Raw genomic sequence first — 21,392 nt, 5'->3', positions numbered from 1 at the left:
AAAATATTTTAGTAAAATGAAACACCCCTAAATAGTTAGATGCTATTTAGGGGTGTTTTTATTAAAACAACAATTACACTCAATTTAAACATTAAAATATAAAACACATATTTTTACTTTTTGTAGGTGTGTAAATCTATTCAGCTAAGTCAATATTCTTTATAAAATAATTTAAAATTTAAGATAAAGAGGATTGATTAATTGTTTATCAATTTGAATTAATTTAAGTGAAAAATGTTAAGATTGTACATGTTTATGGTTGAAATAAGTAAAACGAATTACGAGTATAATAGGTATTATTGTAAGTAATAATCTAAATATTAAAAAGAATATAGTAACAAAGTCTCTTACATATCTATTATCATAATTAATGTATAGGTTTTGTGTTGATAGCTTGATTGGGTTTGGTGTTAAATTTTGAAATTTAAATTCATCAAAATTTGAATAAAAAAAAGAGTCTAAAAGAGAGCTATTTATATTTTGATATATGATTTAACGAGGCTTGAGATTCTAGTGCAATACACTAAATAGAGAATGATTAGTAGATAAAGATATCGTTTAGTGGGGTTAAAGTGCTATTTTTTTTAGGATTAAGGTCTAAAAATTTAAATTACATGAAAGCATTTCTATTAACATTATTTCTATTGGTTTCTAACATGGTCGTTCATGCAAAATCAGTCGCAGTTAAAGACTCAATTTTTCCAGACAGCACTGTAATGTATAAAACTATAGATAGCACTGAGTTGTCTCTTCATGTTTTTAATCCTGAAAATCATAAGGTCACAGATCAAGTTCCTGTAATTGTCTTCTTTTTTGGAGGTGGATGGGCTGGAGGTACTCCTAAACAATTTTATCAACAATCTCGTTATTTTGCAAATCAAGGTGTAGTTGCTATTTCTGCAGAATATAGAGTGGCTAAAGCTCATGGTACTACTCCTTTTGAAGCGGTAACCGATGGGAAATCTGTAATACGATGGGTCCGTCAACATGCAACAGAATTAGGAATCGATCCAAATAAGATTGTCGCTGCAGGAGGCTCAGCTGGTGGTCATGTCGCGGTATGTACAGACGTTATAGAAGGTTATGAGGGTGTTGGGGAAGATTTATCCGTAAGTTCTAAACCCAATGCTATGATATTGTATAATCCTGTTCTAGATACTACAGAAAAAGGTTATGGCATGGCAAAAATTGGAGAAGAACATAAAACAGATATTTCACCAAATCATCATATTACACACGGTATCGTACCTACATTAGTGTTTCATGGTATGGCCGATAAAACAGTACCTTATGGAAATGCTGAACAATTCAATAGATTGATGAATAAGCAAGGGAATGATTGCCTTTTAGAATCTTATAAAGATAAAGATCATGGTTTTTTTAATGGTTCTTTTTTCAGAGGAGACAAAGCTGATAAAGTGGTTTATGCAGAACTGATGAAAAAAAGTTATGCCTTTTTAAAAGCGCAATTTATTAACTCAGATGCTAAACCATCTCAACTTTTTAGTGACCATATGGTGCTTCAAAGAGATATGCCTCTATCTATTTGGGGCACAGCAAAATCGGGACAATATGTAACTGTTTCGTTCGCTGGCCAACAGAAAATAACAGAAACAGATAAATACGGCTCATGGAGTGTTCAATTAGATACTTTAAAAACCTCAAAAACTGGACGCGATTTAATTATTAAAGGAGAACATGAAGTTGTGATTTCCGATGTTTTGGTGGGCGAAGTATGGATTTGTTCAGGCCAATCAAATATGCAAATGGCTGTAAAAGCTGTTCCTGAAATTGAAGCGTTAGTTTCTAAAGCTAAACATATTCGGAGTTTCGAGGTGACTAGAACGGTTTCCTTACAAGAGGAGGACGAGGTGATCGGTGCTTGGTCAAATCAAATACCAACTAGTGCAGTGGCATCTGCTTTTGCGTATTATTTAGAAGCGATTGGTGACGTTCCTGTAGGTATTATTCATGCATCTTGGGGGAGTTCTTCAATTGAAGCTTGGATGCCTCGAGATATGACTAAAGAATTTGATTATTTTAAAACTATTATGAGAAATTTTGATGCAAATACAGAGACTCAAAATCGTATTAAATCCATTTTAGAGAAACAGGAAAACCGAAGTAATAAAGAGGATATTTTTTTACGCAGACAACCTAATATATTATACAATGCCATGTTAAAACCTTTAGAATCTTTTGCTGTAAGAGGTTTAGTGTGGTATCAAGGCGAACGCAATACACGTTATATCTCAGGCGTGCCCGAAATAACAGAAACCAATTGGTTTCATGAAGTTTCAGGTATGAAAGATTATGGAGAAGTCTTGAGTGCTTGGGTAAAACGCTATCGAAAAGCATGGCGTAAACAAGATATGCATTTCATGGTTGTTATGTTACCTGGTTATGGAAAAGGAACTGTGAAAACACCAGAAATCGATCCAGAAGATCCTACAGCAGAATCTTGGGCGTGGATGCGAGAGTCTCAGTTGGAAGTTTTAAATCTTCCCAATACCAGTGTTATAAATACCATTGATTTAGGAGATGTTAAAAATATTCATCCAAAAGACAAATTACCTATAGGAAAGCGTTTGGCTTTAGAAGCTGCTAAGCAAACACTTGGTGAAGATATAATTGCTGAAGGTCCAAAAATGAAAACTATCGAGATTAAAAATCGAAAATTAATAGTGAATTATTCTAATGCTAAAGGATTAAAAACATTGGATGGTAAATTGCCAACAGGATTTTGGATAGCAGACCAAACGATGCAATGGAAACTAGCCAAAGCGAAAATTAAATCTGAGACCGTAATTTTAAGTTCAAAAGATATTAAAAAGCCTTTGTATATACGATATGCTTTTTCTGGAAAACCAGAAGTGAATTTGGTTAATGGAGCGCATTTACCAGCATATCCGTTCAGAACAGATTTATCAGATAAATAGCTTCAAGATTTTAAAAGATATCGAACTAAAGGTAACTTCAGTATATTTTTATATCGTTTAAAGGAGTTGTTAATAAGTGTTTGTGAATAAACCCTTTTGAGCTGTTATATTAATTGTATTCTATATACTTAAAAATAAATCTAAAATGGAAAAAGAAAATAATTCAATAGACCCAATACAAATTAATGAAACGAATAAGCCTTCTAAAACTTATGTAGATGATGTTAAATTTATGGAAGATTATATTGATGTGATTCAGCTTACCGATGCATCAAAACAATCTAAAGTAGCAATTTCTGCAGCTTTGCAAGGTCGTGTAATGACAAGTAGTGGTTTTGGAGACGAAGGCAGAAGTTATGGGTGGATTAATCGTGAGTTATTTGCTTCGCGTGAAATTCAAGATCATATTAATGTGTTTGGAGGTGAAGAACGTTTTTGGTTAGGTCCAGAAGGGGGGCAATATTCAATTTTTTTCAAGAAAGGAACAGCGTTTATTTTAGATGATTGGTATGCGCCTAAACTTATCGATTTAGAACCTTTTAATGTTAAAAGTGTGTCTTCAAACAAAGCCGTGTTTACTAAAGAAGCATCTTTGATAAATTATTCTGGATTTCAATTTAATATGGCGATTGAACGTGAGATTTCAATGTTATGTAAAGCAGATATTCAAAAAGAATTAGGATTAAAATCGCTTGCAGATGATATTAAAACGGTGGCGTACCAAACGACTAATTCAATAACTAATATTGGAACAATCAACTGGAAAAAAGAAACTGGATTACTTTCTATGTGGATGCTTGGTATGTTTAATCATTCACCATATACTACCATTTTAATTCCTTTCAATCAAGGAGGTGAAGCAGAATTAGGTCAGGTGGTTAATGATAATTATTTCGGAAAAGTACCTGCCGATAGATTGGTGGTGAAAGAAGAAGTAATGTATTTTAAGGGTGATGGAGAATATCGCAGTAAAATAGGGCTTTCTCCCGTGAGAGCAAAAAATATTGTAGGGTCTTACGATTCGGAAAATGGGGTATTAACTATTGTAAAATATAACAAACCCGAAGGCGTTACGGATTATGTAAATTCCATGTGGGAAATTCAAGATAAACCTTTTGAGGGAGATGTGATTAATGCTTATAACGATGGAGCTCCAGAGTCAGGATTAGCACCTTTAGGGCCGTTTTACGAATTAGAAACATCATCGCCTGCATTAGCTTTAAAAACAAAAGAAAAAGGGGTGCATGTGCAATTAACCTGTCATATTGAAGGCGATGCCGCAAGTTTAAATCCTATAATAAAAGCACTATTTGGAATTACGATAGAGGATGTTACAAACGCGTTTCACTAAAAAAAAAGATTTAAAATATGAGGTTTAAAAATGTGTTATTTATTGTTATAGTCGTTCTGTTTTTAGGAGCTTGTAACACAAAGCAAAAGCAAGAAGATAATGTTAAACTACCTTATGATGGTAGTTGGGAAGCTTTGCAAAATATGCCGGTACCAGATTGGTTTAACGATGGGAAAGTTGGAATATTTATTCATTGGGGACCTTATAGTGTAATAGGTCATAAAAAAGAAGGAAGAGGGTATGCAGAACATGTTCCTAAATTAATTTATAAAGACACTGCTTATTATTATCCCTATTTAAGATCACGTTGGGGCGCAGCACCTCCAGAGTTTGGTTATAAAGATATTATATCTGAATTTAAAGCAGAACATTGGAATCCAGACGAGTGGGCAGAACTTTTTGCTGAAGTAGGAGCAAAGTATGTGGTGTTAACGGCTGAGCATCATGATGGTTGGGCCAATTGGGATTCGGAATTAACACCTTGGAATGCTAAAGATATGGGGCCTAAAAGAGATTTGGTAGGCGACTTAGGTATAGCTGTGAAAAAGCAAGGTCTAAAATATGCACCCTCTTATCATCGAGAACGACATTCTAGCTTTTTTACTACGGAACAATATGTGGTGAATGCTGAACCACATGCCGATATTTTGGCAGAAATCAAAAACAATCCTAGTGCAGCTTCTTTATATGGACCATTCGGATTCGATAAAAATGCGGTCGATGAATATGTCGCACGATGGAAAGAAATTCAAGAGAAATATGAACCCGATTTTTTATGGATTGATGACATTCCAATTTTTACTAGAGACGGGAACAGTACTTTAGTCGAACCAAAAGTATTTAAACCTGAAATTCAATATTTCTATGATCAATGTAGGTTGATGATTACTGATTTTATGAATAATGGCAATAAGAACAACCAAGAGGTTTATTTAAATAACAAAGGCAAAAATCGAAATTGGCCAGATGGTGTGGGCTGTTTAGAGAAAGATAATTTAAAACTAAAAGTGATTGGTCCGAAATGGCAAAGTTGCACGACGTTTGGAACATCTTTCGGGTTTTTAGAACATGACACATACAAAACGCCGAAAGATATTATTTCTGAAATGGTTGAGGTTGTTTCAAGAAATGGTAATTTTTTAGTGAATATTGGGCCTAAAGCCGATGGTACTATACCGCAACCACAAGTTGATTTGCTTCATAGTATGGGAAATTGGTTAAAAACAAATGGGGAAGCTATTTACGGCACACGCTATTGGAAAGTGAATCATCAAGACCATGGCAATGTGTCATTTACAACTAAAGGAACGAGTCTTTATGCCATAGCATTAGAGCAACCTAAAAATGCCATTGTCATTGAGGCAACAAAAGGGTGGGCTGAATCTGAAGTAAAATCTGTGGTCTTGTTAGGGTCTGAAGCTGTAATTGAATGGAATATGACTGCTAATGGTTTAGAAATAACACCACCAAAAGATTTAGGAGAAAGTCAGTACGCTTGGTCTTTCAGAATTGAAACGAAGACAGAACAACACGATCCAAAAGCGATCCAAACAGATGCAAGTAAAGCTTTGGAGGGAACGAAAAAAGTCGATTTAGATGGTAATCACTAAAAAGGAATTCTATTTCTGTTTTTTATTATTAGTCTATTCTTTTGTTTACTTGTTTGAAAACACTTACACTTTAGTTCAAATCAGAAATTGCATGTATCATAAAAGACTTCATTTTATAAAGTAAATGTCATATATCTAAATCTTTTGATATGAGCTAAAACGTTATTAATAACTTCTGATTATTTTAGTGCGATGTTTTAATTATTCATAATAAGTTGTAGTGTGTATACTGTGTTATTTGTAAGATTTATCTTCAGTGCAATAAAATCAGATGTTTTTAAAATTGAACTAAATGTATATCGTCAATGGTTATATAATATGCTTTTATTTTACGTGTAAATATAAGTGGGTTCGTTCAGGTTTTTTAAGGGGTTTGTTTTTAAGTGTTTATTTTTTAGTGTTTTATTTGAGGTTTAGTTTAGTTTGAGACACGTTGTAGTATTGAATATCTATTAATGAGATAGAACTGAATTGTAATTTCTAATGATGAAAGATGCCTAAAGATAGCGAGGTGTAGTACGATTAGTATTCTGACCTAGAGTTTTTGTTATAAAAGTAAATTAACTGTAAAATATAAATTTTCATAATTTATAAATGTAAATATTGCTGTTTCTTCTTTTTGTCTATTCTATAATTATTAATTTCATTTTTTTTAATTTGAACCTATTGTTTTTTTAAAAGTACTAATATTAACATTTATTTTCTTCAATATAAGACTTGAATTTGTATTGTAAAGAAGTGTATAATATGTTAATGTTTAAATTATACATAAAGTAGATTGTAATAGATAAATATTTTATTAGTGTTATTGGTCACTTTTGTAACTCTACTATTCAACTTATCAAAGATTATATTTAGAATTTAATTGCCAGTTAGATCATAATTTAAGGAGAAAGGTTGTTTTAAGCATTAAAACGATAACTAAAAAACACAAAATTACAAGTCATGAAAGAATTTAATCAATACATAAACGGAAGGTTTATTAACTCGACATCAACAGGAACAACAGAAGTTTTAAACCCATGTACAGAAGAGGTGTTGTCTGTCATTCCAGAAGGATCAGTAGAAGATGCGAACACAGCGTTAGAAGCTGCAAAAGCATCTCAACATGCTTGGAAATCGCTAACAGCAATTACACGTGCAGGTTTTTTAAATAAAATGGCTTCTGTAATCCGTGAAAATAGAGTATTTCTAGCAGAAACTTTAGCTAAAGAACAAGCAAAAGTTATTGGTTTAGCACAAGTCGAAATCGATGTAACTGCAGATTATTTTGATTATAATGCAGGATGGGCTAGACGTATTGAAGGTGAAATTATTCAGAGTGATCGTCAGAAAGAACATATTTTTTTGCATAAAGCTCCTATTGGTGTCGCTGTAGGTATTTGTCCGTGGAATTTCCCGTTTTTTGTAATGGCTCGTAAAGTGGCACCATCTTTAGTTACAGGAAATACTTGTGTGATTAAGCCAAGTTGTATTGCGCCTAATACCATTATGGAATTTGCTAAATTAATTGAAAATATAGGTTTAGCAGACGGTGTCTTAAATTTTGTACTTGGTAAAGGTAGTGTTGTTGGTAATGCCCTTACTAAAAGTCCAATAACTGGTATTGTAAGTTTAACAGGAAGTGTTTTTGCAGGTCAGAAAATTATGGAAGCTGCAGCACAAAATATAACTAAAGTGTCTCTTGAATTAGGTGGGAAAGCTCCAGCAATTGTATGTGCTGATGCGAATTTAGAATTAGCCGTTAATGCTATTGTATCGTCTAAAGTTATTTTTAGCGGACAAGTTTGTAACTGTGCAGAACGTGTGTATGTAGAAGATTCTATTTATGATAAATTTTTAGACATGTTGACTAAAAAAATGTCTGAAGTTAAAGTTGAAGATGCGTTTTCTGGTAATAATCCAGATATGAGTGCTTTGGTTTCTAAAAATCAGATAGATAAAGTTTCAGAAATGGTTGAGTTTGCAAAGAAAGAAGGTGCAGAAGTTGTGCTTGGTGGAATGCGTTCTAATCAATTTGATAAAGGTTATTTCTATCAGCCAACATTATTAACTAATGTTAAGCAAAACATGCAAATCATACAAGAAGAAGTATTTGGTCCTGTGTTACCCGTTATGAAATTTAGTACATTAGATGAAGCTATAGCCTTGTCTAACGATTGTGAATATGGATTAACATCATCAATTTTCTCAGAAAATTTTAATAAAGTAATGCATGCTAGTCAAGAATTACAATTTGGTGAAACCTATGTAAATAGAGAGCATTTTGAAGCCATTCAAGGTTTTCATGCAGGTTGGAAAAAATCTGGATTAGGTGGTGCAGATGGAAAACACGGCATGGAAGAGTATTTACAAACTAAAGTTGTTTATGCTCAATATAGATCGTAATTAATAAAAAAGATGAATTAATCTCTCTATTAAAAAGCCAATATAGAGATTAGATTCGAATTGTATATCATTATGAAAAAAATAGAAAAAGTACCAGTAGTTTCAAAAGAAGTGTTAGTACCATTTATTCTAATTACTTCATTGTTTGCGTTATGGGGATTTGCAAACGACATTACAAATCCTATGGTCGCAGCATTTGGAACTGTTATGGAAATTTCTACAGCTAAGGCAGCTTTAGTGCAATTTGCTTTTTATGGCGGTTATGCGACTATGGCTATTCCTGCAGCACTTTTTGTAAGAAAATACAGTTATAAAAAAGGAATTATATTAGGGCTCTCTCTCTATGCATTTGGAGCCTTATTATTTTTTCCAGCAGCGAAATATGAAGTTTTTGGATTCTTTTTAGGATCGCTTTATATTCTAACATTTGGTTTAGCTTTTTTAGAAACTACCGCGAATCCATACATCTTAGCTATGGGAGATGAACGGACATCAACTCAGCGTTTAAATTTAGCACAAGCATTTAATCCTATCGGATCACTTTTCGGCATGTTTGTCGCTTCAAAATTTATATTAACAGCTTTAGATTCTGATAAGCGTAACGAAATGGGCGAGTTAATTTTTACCACTCTAGACGAAGCTCAAAAAGCAGTAATTAGAACACATGATTTAGCAATTATTAGAAATCCATATGTCATACTTGGTGCTGTTGTAATCTTTATGTTAGTTGTTATTTCGTTATCTAAAATGCCGAAACAAACTAGTACTACAGAACATGGACCAGCTAAAGAGTCTTTTAAAAGATTATTAAGCAATGGAAAATATAGAGAAGGTGTTGTTGCACAATTGTTTTACGTAGCCGCACAAATCATGTGTTGGACTTTTATTATTCAGTATGCAGATAATTTAGGAATTGCTAAAGCTACAGCTCAGAATTACAATATTGTAGCCATGGTTATCTTTTTATCAAGCAGATTTGTTAGTACGTATTTAATGCGATTTGTAGACTCTAAAAAGTTACTTACCATATTTGCTGTGTGTGCCATAATAACTACTTCTGGGGTTATTTTAATAGAAGGTATGCTCGGTTTATATTGTCTAGTAGTAACATCGGCATTTATGTCTTTAATGTTTCCAACAATTTATGGTATTGCGCTTAAAGGACTTAGTGAAGAAGATTCAACCCTAGGTGCTGCTGGACTGGTAATGGCAATTGTAGGAGGTGCTTTAATGCCAATCTTACAAGGAACAATTATAGATAAAGGAAATATTGGAAGTTTTGCAGCTGTTAATGTATCTTTTGTTTTACCGTTTTTATGCTTCTGTGTGATTGCTATTTATGGTTATAGAACCATGAAAGTGTATTCAAAATAATCGTAAAAACAATTAGGGGTTAAACAATATGTATAGGACGTCTTAAATTTCAATAGAAAATCTATAAGACTTAATGTTTATCGAGATTAAGAAAAAATTAAAATTATACAACATGAAAGTAGGATTATTTATTCCTTGTTATATCAATCAATTGTATCCACAAGTAGGTAAAGCAACTTTAGAGCTTTTAGAAAAACTGAATGTAGACGTGGTATATCCCTCGGGGCAAACGTGTTGTGGGCAACCTATGGCGAATTCTGGTTACGAAAATGAATCTGTTGGTGCTTGTAATAATTTTGTGAAAAATTTTAATGAATTTGATTACATCGTAACGCCTTCAGGGAGTTGTGCATATCATGTTAAAAAACATTTTGATGTGATTCCGCAAACAGATGAAGTCACAAAAGTTAGAAATAATGTTTACGAACTTTGCGATTTTATATTGAATGTTCTTAAAATTAAAGATGTCGGGGCTCGTTTTCCTCATAAGGTAGGAATTCATAAAAGTTGCCACGGTTTAAGAGGTTTACGTTTAGGTTCTTGTTCAGAAAAGGTGACTCCAGAATATTCTTATATTGGGGAATTGCTAGCTGAAGTTTCAGGAGTGGAAATTATAACATTAAACCGTGAAGATGAATGTTGCGGATTTGGAGGCACCTTTGCAGTAGTCGAAGAAGCTATTTCAGTTAAAATGGGAAAAGATCGCGTGCAAGACCATTTAGATAATGGGGCAGAAGTAATCACAGCTACAGATACTTCATGTTTAATGCATTTAGAAGGCCTAATTACAAGACATATGCAGCCTTTAAAAGTGCTTCATATCGCCGAAATTTTAAACAGTGTAAATTGAATTAAAACATGAATCATTCAGAAGCGGCAACGATATTTAATAAAAATGAAAAGAAAGTAAATTGGCATGACAAAGCACTTTGGTTTGTACGTCATAAACGCGATAAATCTGCACATTCTGTAGAGGGGTGGGAGGAGTTACGTAATTTAGGACAAGGCATAAAGGCGCATACATTGTCCAATCTTGATAATTATTTAATTCAATTTGAAGAAAATGCCTTAAAAAATGGGGTTCAAGTGCATTGGGCACAAGATGGTGATGAACATAACAGAATTGTGCACAGTATTCTAAAAGAACACAATGCCAAAAAAGTTGTGAAAAGTAAATCGATGTTAACTGAAGAATGTCATTTAAATCCTTATTTAGAGGCAGATGGCATTGAAATTATTGATACAGATTTAGGAGAACGCATTGTGCAATTGGCTAAAGAAACGCCAAGCCATATTGTTCTACCTGCTATTCATAAAACAAAAGAAGAAGTCGACGAACTATTTCAAGAACATTTAGGGACGAAGCCTTGTGGTGGAGATCCTCAATACTTAACTGGAGAAGCACGAAAACACCTCAGAGAAAAGTTTGTAAATGCAGATGCAGCTATTACGGGTGTTAACTTTGCTATTGCCGATACAGGAGGTTTTGTGGTATGTACCAACGAAGGAAACGCCGATATGGGAGCACATTTAGCACCAGTGCATATTGCTTGTATGGGGATTGAAAAAATTATTCCGAAACAAGAGCACTTAGGTGTATTTTTAAGATTATTAGCACGTAGTGCTACCGGCCAACACATAACAACCTATTCGTCACATTTTAAAAAGCCTAGAAAAGGTACTAAAATGCATATTGTTATAGTTGATAATGGAAGAACAGAACAATTAAGTCGTCCAGATTTTAGAGCTTCATTACAATGTATTAGATGTGGTGCATGTATGAATACGTGTCCGATTTACAGACGTAGTGGCGGACATAGTTACGATGCTACTATTCCAGGACCAATTGGGTCTATTTTATCACCAGGAAAAGATTTAACCAAACATAGTAGTCTGCCATTTGCATCAACATTATGCGGATCGTGTTCAGATGTTTGTCCAGTGAAAATAGATATTCATACCCAACTTTATAAATGGCGTCAAATTATTACCAAAGAGACCAAGCAACCTTATGTGAAAGTCATGTCTATGAAAATGATGGGAGATATATTTTCTAAACCCACTAAGTTCGAAAAGGTAGGTAAAGTGGCGCGTTGGTCTTTAAGAAATCTGCCTAAGGGAATTATAAATTCTAAACCGAATGTTTGGGGGAAAGAACGAGACCTTCCATCGGGACCTGTAGAAAGTTTTGATGAATGGTATAAAAACAGAAAATAAGATGAGTAGTAGAGATGCAATTTTATCAAGAATAAAAACTAATAAACCAGATTTATTAGAGCTACCAATTATAAATGTGGATGTGTTTGCAGACTCTAGGAATATAGTAGACGAGTTTGTTTTAAAAGTTGAAGTATCGGGAGGGCATGTTATAAAAGCAAGTACTACCGACGATATTTTTAATCAGATTAATACCATGTTTCCGGAAGGTAAGGTAAAGTATACTACACTTGAAAATACTGCAGCATTTAATACGGTAGATTTCGATACTTTTAAAAGTCAGAAAGCGTTAGAAAACCTAGATGTTTTGGTTTTAGAAAGTGATTTAGGAGTTGCCGAAAATGGTGCGATTTGGATTAAAGATACCACATTACCCATGCGCGTATTGCCATTTATAACTAAGCATTTAATAATTGTAATTAATCAAACTCAGCTCGTGCCATTTATGCATCAAGCTTATCAGAAAATAGCAACCGAAGATAATGATTTTGGAGTGTTTTTAGCAGGACCTTCTAAAACTGCAGACATAGAACAATCTTTAGTTATTGGAGCACAGGGAGCACTGAGTTTGACTTTGTTTTTAAGGTAAAAACAGCTTTTTTTAAAACAATATAAATTTAAAAAATAATTTTTATCAAATAATTTTTTGTAAAATTAAGCTATTAATAATGTCAAAAAATAAAGGGTGTTAATTTGTGATTAATTGTGTTTCAGTAAGATATGCAGATACGCTATTTCTAAATTAAAAAAACATCTATAAGTTGCTAAAATATCAAATTATTTAGGTATTCCTTATCATAATATTTTTTTACAGGTATCCTAATGCATAATTTGTAAATTTGATATATCTTTTCTAAAAAATTAAAAATAATGACATCGCAGAAATCTTATCGTTCAGCATTTATTTTATTAACACTTCTTTTTTTTCTTTGGGGATTTATTACAGTACTTGTTGATTCTTTAATACCCCGATTACGGGAATTGTTTACGTTAACTTATTTTCAAGCAGGCTTGGTACAGTTTGCTTTTTTTGGGGCCTATTTCTTATTATCAATTCCAGCAAGTTATATACTCTCAAAAATAGGATATAAACGGGGCATTATTCTAGGATTATCGACTATGGCATTAGGTTGTTTATTGTTTTATCCAGCAGCATCCTATCGTGTTTTTGGCGTTTTTATGTTGGCTTATTTTGTTTTAGCAGCAGGGATGACGGTGTTACAAGTAGCAGCCAATCCTTTTGTATCTGTTTTGGGGCCAGAAGAAAGTGCTTCTAGTCGATTAAACCTTTCTCAAGCCTTTAATTCATTGGGTACAGCTATTGCTCCGGCAGTAGGAGCTTTATTTATATTAAGCGATGTGGTTAAGACGAAAACAGAAATTGCTCAACTTGAAGCGACAGCGAAAGAAGCGTATTTAACTTCTGAAGCCTCGGCCGTACAAATGCCTTTTTTAGGTTTAGCCATATTTATTGGTCTTATCGCTATAATGTTTTTATTTGCCAAACTACCAGAAATGATTAGTGAGAAATCTACAGGAAGTTATTTTGATGTGCTTAAAAATAAAAAAGTAATGCAAGGAGTGTTAGGTCTGTTTTTTTATGTTGGGGCAGAGGTGGCTATTGGGAGTTATTTGGTAAACTATTTTTTAGATATGAATCTTGTTTCTGTTATTAAAGAAAACGGATTTATGGTTTTTATAGCTGAATCTATTTTAAATTCTGGATTAGCCAATAGTGATAACAAAGCTATTGTAGGTGTTTTTGTAACCTTCTATTGGTCTGGCGCCATGATTGGACGATTTTTAGGAGCTTATCTGACTAAAATAATGAAACCAGGAAAAGTGCTCGCTATTTTTGCTACTATTGCAATTAGCTTAATTATACTATCTATTAGTACTGTTGGTTTAGTGAGTATGTGGAGTATTTTGGCTGTTGGTTTATTTAATTCGATTATGTTTCCAACCATTTTCACATTGGCTATAGATGGTATTGGTGCATTAAAACCCAAAGCTTCAGGTTTACTATGTACTGCAATTGTAGGAGGTGCGATTATACCACCAACATTTGGGTTTTTAACAGATCAGATGGCATTTAAAAAAGCATTATTACTAATCGTTTGTTGTTATGCTTATATTGTTTGGTTTGGTTATAAAAACGGAAAGGCTAAAATAAAAATAGCCTAAATATAAAGTAATATTAGAGAACTTAAGATTTTCTGAAACTTATAAAATGCGTGAAGCGCTCTCAAATTTGTTATAGAATTTAAGATGTTTACACATTGTTTTTATAGAGGAAGGAAAGAATATTAAAATTTTTAAAAAAAGAACCTCCTAACGATATCATTAAAGTTAAGAGGTTCTTTTTTTTTAGTGTTGTATGCTTATTGTGTAATATTAGATAGCGGAGTTCAAAATCTTCTGTTTAACTTCATCTATGTAAGACCTCCCTATAACGTATCTAAGACCTTCAATTTCTATGCTATTTCCTTCAACAGCGTCAATTTTATCAATTGCAATAGTGTAAGATCTATGTATTCTTATAAAATCTCTAGAAGGTAAAAGGTTTGTAAAATCTGATAATGTGCTATGAATTATAAATTTTCCTGAGGTTGTATTTATTTTTAAATAATCTTTTAAAGATTCAATAATAAGTATTTCATCTAAAAAAATCTTTTTCATTTTCTTTTTGTCAATTTTAATAAAAAGAAAAGGACGATCATTACTGTTTTCAAATGGAATTTTAATGTTTTTAAGTCTTCTGTTTACTTTGTTTAATGCTTTCATAAACCTAGGAAATTCAATAGGTTTAACCAGATAATCTAATACGTCTAATTCGTAAGTTTCTGCAGCAAACTCTTCGTAAGCTGTGGTTATAATTACCAAAGGCGGGTTTTCTAAACTTTTTATAAAATTAATACCATCAAGAACAGGCATATTAATGTCTAAAAAAATAACATCTGGAGTATTTGTCTTTAAATAATTTAAACAATCAATACCGTTTGTAAATGTCTCTGTTACTTTAAAATCTTCGATCTGATCTAAGTAGTTTTTGATAACATTGATTGCAAGAGGTTCATCATCTACAATTAAACATTTTATTTCCATTTTAATTTTTCTTAATTATATTCGCTATTAGTAACTACTTAAGGTTTAGGAGACTTTTATCTTAAGTTTTACAATAAACTTATCTTTATTGTTTTTGATTTTTAAATTGTAATCGTTTTTATTGTATCCTAAAGCAAGTCGTTTCTTGACATTTTCTAAACCTATCCCACTAGAACGGTCGAAACGTTCTTTATGTCCTGTTTTTAAAGGCATAGGATTTGAGATTCTAAAATACAGAAAATCTTCCTTAATAGATAAGTCAATTTCAATTTTAACTTCTCCAATGTTTTTATGTACACCATGTTTAAATGCATTTTCTATAAATGTTAATAGAAGTATAGGTGAAATTTCTTTGTCTTGAATATCTCCTGAGATAGACATGTCTATTTCTACATTATCGTTAAGTCTAACACGTTCTAGATCTAAATAATTTTGAATACAGAGAATTTCATTTTCTAAAGATTGCCTTTTGTTTTTTGTTTCATAAAGCATATAACGCATTAGTTCTGCTAGCTTTAATATTATTTTAGGGGTTTTTTTTGAATTTTCTACTGCTAAAGAATAAATGTTATTTAAAGTATTAAAAAAGAAATGAGGAGAAATTTGAGTTTTTAAAAATAAAAGTTCGGTTTCTAATTGGGCTTTTTCTAAATCTGTTACTCGTTTATGTTCCTTTAAGAAATCTAAAGTAATTTTAATTGCCGTTACAAACGTTATCACATAAAGTTCTCCAAACATCATATCTACAGTGTAGTTTAATGTTAGGTTATTTATGGTTTCAGGGCCTTCTGGCCAAACACTTTGGCTAACCAAAAAGTAGGTTAAATTAAATTTTAAACATACCATTATAAAAATAGCAGATAGTAGAAGAATTAAATAAAGAATATAATTTTTCTTAAAAGCAAATTTAGGCATAAGCACATAGATGTTTAAGTAACATAATATCATGTGAATTGGAAAACCTAAAAGGTTTGTTTTTAATGAGTACAAATATGGAGACAATAATATACCTTCAAAAGAGGCGTCATTAAAATAGCTACCCCATCTTAATGTGTTTAAAGAAAAATATAACAACCAAAATAAGATGTGATGTTTTAACGATACTTTGTAAAGGTGATTAGAGATAAATTGCACTTTTATAGAAGAATTTAAGGAGGTTTTGTGATGTTTAACTGAGTTAATATGTTGTCCGTCTAAATAACTTTAGATATTCGTTAAATTTATGAATTTTTAATGTAATAAATTCATTAAATCATTTATGAAAAATATTACACTACTCTTTCTGTCTTTTATTTTTATTACCAGTTGTAACAAAACTTTAGAGCAAAAGAGCCCTAAAATAGATTTTGTAAACAAGTATGTAAATCCGTTTATTGGAACAGGAGGGCATGGACATACTTACCCAGGAGCAACGGTTCCTTTTGGGATGCTACAAGTAAGTCCTGTAAATGGTATTAGTAGTTGGGATTGGTGCTCGGGTTACCATTATTCAGATTCTACTGTTGTTGGCTTTAGTCATTTAAGTTTAAGTGGTACAGGTATTGGTGATTTAGCCGATGTGTTATTTATGCCAGTAAATAAGGAGGTTGATATTTTAAAAACACCAAAAACACGAGATTCTTTAAGTTATAAATCTACTTATAGTCATATTAATGAAACAGCAACCCCAGGATATTATCAAGTTTTTTTAGAAGATCATAATATTAATGTCGAGTTAACAACTGCATTAAGAACGGCATATCATAAATACACATTTAAAACAAATGATCCGCAAACTGTTGTGGTCGATTTAGGTTTTGGAATAAATTGGGACAAAGCTACCGAATCGTCCATAACGGTAGAGGATGATTATACTATAAGTGGTTACCGTTTTAGTACAGGATGGGCAAAAAATCAGAAAGTATTCTTTGTTGCCAAATTCTCTAACCCCATAACGAACTATAATTTAGTTTCAGATAGAACTGTTGTCGAAAATAATGTAGCCGAAGGAGAGAAAATAGCTACACAATTGTTTTTTGATTCTGGTGAGAATACCGAATTATTTGCTAAAGTAGCGCTCTCATCAGTTAGTGTTGCAAATGCAAAAGATAATTTAGAACCGGGAGGTTTTGAATTCGAAACCGTAAAAACAAAAGCTGAAAACACTTGGAATGAAGCTTTGTCTAAGATAAAGGTTGAAACCCCAATAGATTCATTAAAAACCATTTTTTATACAGCGATGTATCATACGCAATTAGCACCTGTTACATTTAGTGATAAAAACGGACAATTTAGAAAAGAGAATGATAGTATTGAAACTGCCTTAGGCTACACCGCGTATTCTACACTCTCACTTTGGGATACATTTAGAGCAGAACATCCTTTATTAACTTTAATCGCTCCAGAAAAAGTATCTGATATTACTAACACTATGTTGGCGTATTACGAAACTAAAAAAATACTACCTGTATGGACGCTTTACGGTAATGAAACGAATACCATGACAGGATACCATTCTATTCCTGTTATTGTTGAAGCGTATTTAAAAGGTATTGAAGGGTTTGATGCAGAAAAAGCATATGAAGCCATGAAGACTACCATGATGCAAGATGAACGTGGTTTGAAATACTATAAAGAATATGGATATATTCCATATGAATTGTTAGACGAATCTGTAACCATAACTTTAGAGTATGCCTACGATGATTGGTGTATTGCTCAAATGGCAAAAGCTTTAGGTAAAGATGATGATTATAACTACTTCTTAAATCGTTCTAAAGCGTATCAATATTTATTTGATACTGAAACTGGTTTTATGAGAGGAAAAGCTGAAGATGGAAAATCCTGGCATACGCCTTTCGATCCAAAATATTCTAACCATAGAGAACATACAGATTATACTGAAGGAAACGCTTGGCAACACAGTTGGTTTGTACCTCATAATGTTGAAAATTTTATTGAATTACACGGTAGTAATGATGTTTTTACAGATCGATTGGAACAACTATTTACAGAAAGTTCAGAAATTACAGGAACTAATACTTCTGCCGATATTTCTGGTTTAATTGGGCAATATGCACATGGTAACGAGCCAAGTCATCATATCGCTTATATGTTTAATGCGGCAAATAAACCATGGCGCACACAATATTGGTCAAGGCATATTTTAGACACACAGTATAATACAACACCTAACGGATTAAGTGGTAATGAAGACTGCGGACAAATGAGTGCTTGGTATGTTTTAAGTTCTATTGGTTTATACCCAATGAATCCGGCATCTACAGAATACGAAATTGGAAGTCCGATTTTCGAGAAAGCGACAATTTCCGTTTCAGAGAACAAAACATTTAGTATTGAAGCAGAAAATGTTTCCTCTAAAAATATGTATATACAGTCAGCGACACTAAATGGCAAATTGTTTAATCAATCCTCTATTACTCATAAAACGCTATGGGAAGGTGGAACACTTCATTTTGTAATGGGTGATACACCAAATAAATCATGGGGAATTAATAAAAACAATAACCGCTAATGCATAGTATAGACGTTATAATAATAGTACTGTATATTCTATTAACACTTGGTGTTGGTATTTGGATATCCAAACGTGCATCTAAAGGATTAGATTCTTATTTTTTAGGAGGAAAAAGTATAAAATGGTATTACTTAGGCTTAAGTAATGGTTCAGGAATGTTTGACGTTTCTGGAACAGCTTGGATGGTTGGTTTACTATTTCTTTATGGGGCAAAGAGTTTTCTTTTTATGTGGATGTGGCCTATATGGAATCAAATTTTTATTATGGTTTTCTTAGCTGTTTGGATTAGACGTTCCAATATTATGACTGGGTCTGAATGGATTTTAACACGTTTTGGAGACGATAAAGCAGGGCGTGCCTCTCACTTAATAGTCGCCATTTTTGCTATTGTAGCCTCTGTTGGTTTTATTGCTTACTTCTTTGAAGGCGTTGGTAAATTTATGTCAGTTATTTTACCTTGGGACATTGCTGTAGAGTTTAATAATTCTATTTTGTTTACCTCTAGTCAGAGTTACGCCTTAATCATTATATTCTTAACAACTATTTACACGATAAAAGGAGGTATGTTTTCTGTGGTAGCTACAGAGGTTTTACAATATGGTATTATGGTATTGTCTGGTGTGTTAGTTGCTATTTATGCTTTCGTAACGGTTACAGATGTACAAATTAATGCTATCATTTCAACAGAATGGAGTACTATTTTTTTTGGAAATACTCTTGAAGGTTCTTGGAGTGGGCAACTCACTGCTTTTAATAATTTAGTAGATACGCAAGGGTACAAAATGTTTGGAGCTTTTATAGGGATGTGTCTGTTTAAAGGTTTTTTTGCTAGTATTGCAGGACCAACACCAAGTTACGATATGCAACGTATTTTATCTACTAGATCGGTTAAAGAAGCGGCATACATGAGTGGTTTTACAAACTTAATTTTATTTATACCACGTTATTTACTTATTGGGGGTATTGTGGTTTTAGCTTTAGTGTATTTGGCGCCATCTATGGCAATATCTCCAACTTTAAGTTTAAACGATTTAGAAATTATTTTGCCAACAGTAATTAACGACCATGTGCCTGTTGGTATAAAAGGTTTATTGTTAGCAGGGCTTTTGGCTGCGTTTATGTCTACGTTTTCAGCCTTTGTTAATTCGGGACCAGCTTATGTGGTAAACGATATTTATAAAAAATATTACAAACCAGAAGAAAAAGAAGCACATTATATAAAAGCTAGCCATGTTACATCTTTTATTATTGTAATATTAGGTGTTGTTATGGGCTTTTTTGCAGAGTCTATTAATGCTATAACACTTTGGATAACCAGTGCACTTTATGGAGGTTATGTCGCATCAAATTTTTTAAAATGGATTTGGTGGCGCTTTAACGGTTGGGGTTATTTTTGGGGAATGACTTCAGGATTAATTATTGCAACTCTACAGTTTTTGGTCGATATGAATAAAGATAATTTTGAAGTCGGATCTTTTCTGTACAACTGTGCGCATATAGATGTTATTTATATTTTTCCAATCATATTTGTGGTCTCTTTATTAGGTTCTTTTTTAGGCACTTTTTTAACACCAGCAACTAATATGAAAACATTAAAAGCGTTTTACTTTAATGTGCGTCCTTGGGGATGGTGGAAACCCGTTTTAAAAGAACTTCAAATAGAAGATAAAACCATAACTAAAAATGCTGATTTTGCATCAGATATGCTAAATTGTTTGGTGGGCGTAGTATGGCAATCTAGTATGATTTTATTACCTATTTATTTTATGATTAGAGATTACCCAAAAACATTAATAGCATTGTCTGTTTTTGTAGTCACTACAATCATACTTAAATTTACCTGGTTAGATAAAGTAAGAAAACTTCCAGATACAGAGTAAATAATTAATATAGAAAACGAATTCAAAAGTAAATAAGAATGAAACAAATACCTTGGCAAGAAAAGCCCAATAACTGTAATGATGTTATGTGGCGCTACACTGAAAACCCTATTATAGATAGATATAGTATTCCGTCATCAAATAGTATTTTTAATAGTGCTGTTGTGCCTTTTGAAGATGGGTTTGCTGGGGTTTTTCGTTGTGACAATAAAGCGGTGCAAATGAATATTTTTGCAGGTTTTAGTAAAGATGGTATACATTGGGATATTGAACACGAGCCTATCGTTATGAAGGCCGGAAATACAGAGATGATAGATTCAGATTATAAATACGATCCGCGTGTTGTTTTTATAGAAGATCGCTACTGGATTACGTGGTGTAATGGGTATAACGGTCCAACCATTGGTATTGGTTATACATTCGATTTTATAGAATTTTTTCAGTGTGAAAACGCTTTTTTGCCATTTAATAGAAATGGAGTCTTGTTTCCTCAGAAAATAAATGGTAAATATGCTATGTTAAGCAGACCGAGTGATAATGGACACACCCCTTTTGGTGATATTTACATTAGCTATAGTCCAGATATGAAGTATTGGGGAGAGCATCGTTGTGTAATGAAAGCTTCTAATTTTGAAGACAGCGCTTGGCAATGTACCAAAATTGGAGCAGGACCAATACCTATTTTAACAGATGAAGGTTGGCTCATGATTTATCATGGTGTAATTAATACATGCAACGGATTTAGATACGCTATGGGATCTGCTCTTTTAGATGAAAACGAACCCGATAAAGTAAAATATAGAACGCAACCTTATTTATTAGGTCCAGCCGAAATTTACGAGCAAGTAGGAGACGTAGCAAACGTGGTATTTCCTTGTGCAGCGTTACATGATATTAAAGAAGATAAATTAGCCGTTTATTATGGTGCAGCAGATACTGTAGTTGCTTTAGCTTTTGGTAAGCTTAGTGAGGTTATTGATTTTACTAAAAACAACAGTTTATAAAAAACAA

General features: G+C 32.7%; 14 protein-coding genes. 12 read left to right on the top strand and 2 right to left on the bottom strand.

The genetic code is table 11. The features are described 5' to 3' along the window. The first annotated feature begins 614 nt into the window (after positions 1-614). The 9 genes from Q1B05_RS17320 (at position 615) to Q1B05_RS17280 (ending at position 14,063) form a co-directional block, all read left to right on the top strand. Positions 615-2,939, top strand: coding sequence for an alpha/beta hydrolase fold domain-containing protein (locus Q1B05_RS17320; RefSeq protein ID WP_299782478.1), 2,325 nt, complete (start codon positions 615-617; stop codon positions 2,937-2,939). Between the two features lie 145 nt (positions 2,940-3,084). Then, entirely contained in the window at positions 3,085-4,290 is a 1,206-nt protein-coding gene (locus Q1B05_RS17315) for a DUF6786 family protein (RefSeq protein ID WP_299782477.1), read from the top strand. A 17-nt stretch (positions 4,291-4,307) separates the two neighbouring features. Then, positions 4,308-5,900, top strand: coding sequence for an alpha-L-fucosidase (locus Q1B05_RS17310; RefSeq protein WP_299782476.1), 1,593 nt, complete (start codon positions 4,308-4,310; stop codon positions 5,898-5,900). Between the two features lie 945 nt (positions 5,901-6,845). Beyond that, entirely contained in the window at positions 6,846-8,288 is a 1,443-nt protein-coding gene (gene aldA / locus Q1B05_RS17305) for an aldehyde dehydrogenase (protein ID WP_299782474.1), read from the top strand. A 72-nt stretch (positions 8,289-8,360) separates the two neighbouring features. Further along, the gene (gene fucP / locus Q1B05_RS17300; RefSeq protein WP_299782472.1) at positions 8,361-9,662 is read left to right on the top strand and encodes an L-fucose:H+ symporter permease; all 1,302 of its coding nucleotides are present in this window, start codon (positions 8,361-8,363) and stop codon (positions 9,660-9,662) included. Between the two features lie 112 nt (positions 9,663-9,774). Continuing rightward, positions 9,775-10,512, top strand: a complete 738-nt coding sequence (locus Q1B05_RS17295; protein ID WP_299782470.1) for a (Fe-S)-binding protein — start codon at positions 9,775-9,777, stop codon at positions 10,510-10,512. A gap of 8 nt (positions 10,513-10,520) precedes the next feature. Beyond that, on the top strand, positions 10,521-11,879 hold the full coding sequence (locus Q1B05_RS17290) for a lactate utilization protein B (RefSeq protein ID WP_299782468.1): 1,359 nt from the start codon (positions 10,521-10,523) through the stop codon (positions 11,877-11,879). Between the two features lies 1 nt (position 11,880). Continuing rightward, complete coding sequence (locus tag Q1B05_RS17285; protein WP_299782465.1) at positions 11,881-12,468, top strand: LUD domain-containing protein; 588 nt, start codon at positions 11,881-11,883, stop codon at positions 12,466-12,468. A gap of 281 nt (positions 12,469-12,749) precedes the next feature. Next, entirely contained in the window at positions 12,750-14,063 is a 1,314-nt protein-coding gene (locus tag Q1B05_RS17280) for a sugar MFS transporter (protein ID WP_299782463.1), read from the top strand. Positions 14,064-14,273: 210 nt separating this feature from the next. Here the strand turns inward: Q1B05_RS17280 and Q1B05_RS17275 are convergent, their stop codons facing one another. Both Q1B05_RS17275 and Q1B05_RS17270 read right to left on the bottom strand, forming a co-directional pair. Continuing rightward, on the bottom strand, positions 14,274-14,984 hold the full coding sequence (locus tag Q1B05_RS17275) for a LytTR family DNA-binding domain-containing protein (RefSeq protein WP_299782461.1): 711 nt from the start codon (positions 14,982-14,984) through the stop codon (positions 14,274-14,276). Between the two features lie 45 nt (positions 14,985-15,029). Further along, the gene (locus tag Q1B05_RS17270) at positions 15,030-15,899 is read right to left on the bottom strand and encodes a sensor histidine kinase (RefSeq protein WP_366944405.1); all 870 of its coding nucleotides are present in this window, start codon (positions 15,897-15,899) and stop codon (positions 15,030-15,032) included. 343 nt (positions 15,900-16,242) lie between these two features. On the opposite strand from Q1B05_RS17270, the gene Q1B05_RS17265 reads away from it, so the two are divergent. From Q1B05_RS17265 to Q1B05_RS17255, 3 genes are read left to right on the top strand one after another with little or no spacing between them, the layout of a single operon-like run. After that, positions 16,243-18,498: a GH92 family glycosyl hydrolase gene (locus tag Q1B05_RS17265; RefSeq protein ID WP_299782456.1), complete on the top strand. Its 2,256-nt coding sequence runs from the start codon at positions 16,243-16,245 to the stop codon at positions 18,496-18,498. Further along, positions 18,498-20,381 (top strand): sodium:solute symporter family protein, encoded by a 1,884-nt coding sequence (locus Q1B05_RS17260; RefSeq protein ID WP_299782454.1) that lies wholly within the window; start codon positions 18,498-18,500, stop codon positions 20,379-20,381. The genes Q1B05_RS17265 and Q1B05_RS17260 overlap by 1 nt, the downstream gene beginning before the upstream one ends. Positions 20,382-20,419: 38 nt before the next feature. Next, a complete protein-coding gene (locus Q1B05_RS17255) occupies positions 20,420-21,385 on the top strand; it encodes a glycoside hydrolase family 130 protein (RefSeq protein WP_299782452.1) in 966 nt (321 codons plus the stop codon). The last annotated feature ends 7 nt before the right edge of the window (positions 21,386-21,392 follow it).

The sequence above is a fragment of the uncultured Formosa sp. genome, assembly GCF_947500765.1.
Lineage (GTDB): Bacteria > Bacteroidota > Bacteroidia > Flavobacteriales > Flavobacteriaceae > Formosa.
Note: the sequence above shows the minus strand (reverse complement) of the source record. Positions and strands in the feature narration are given on the sequence as shown.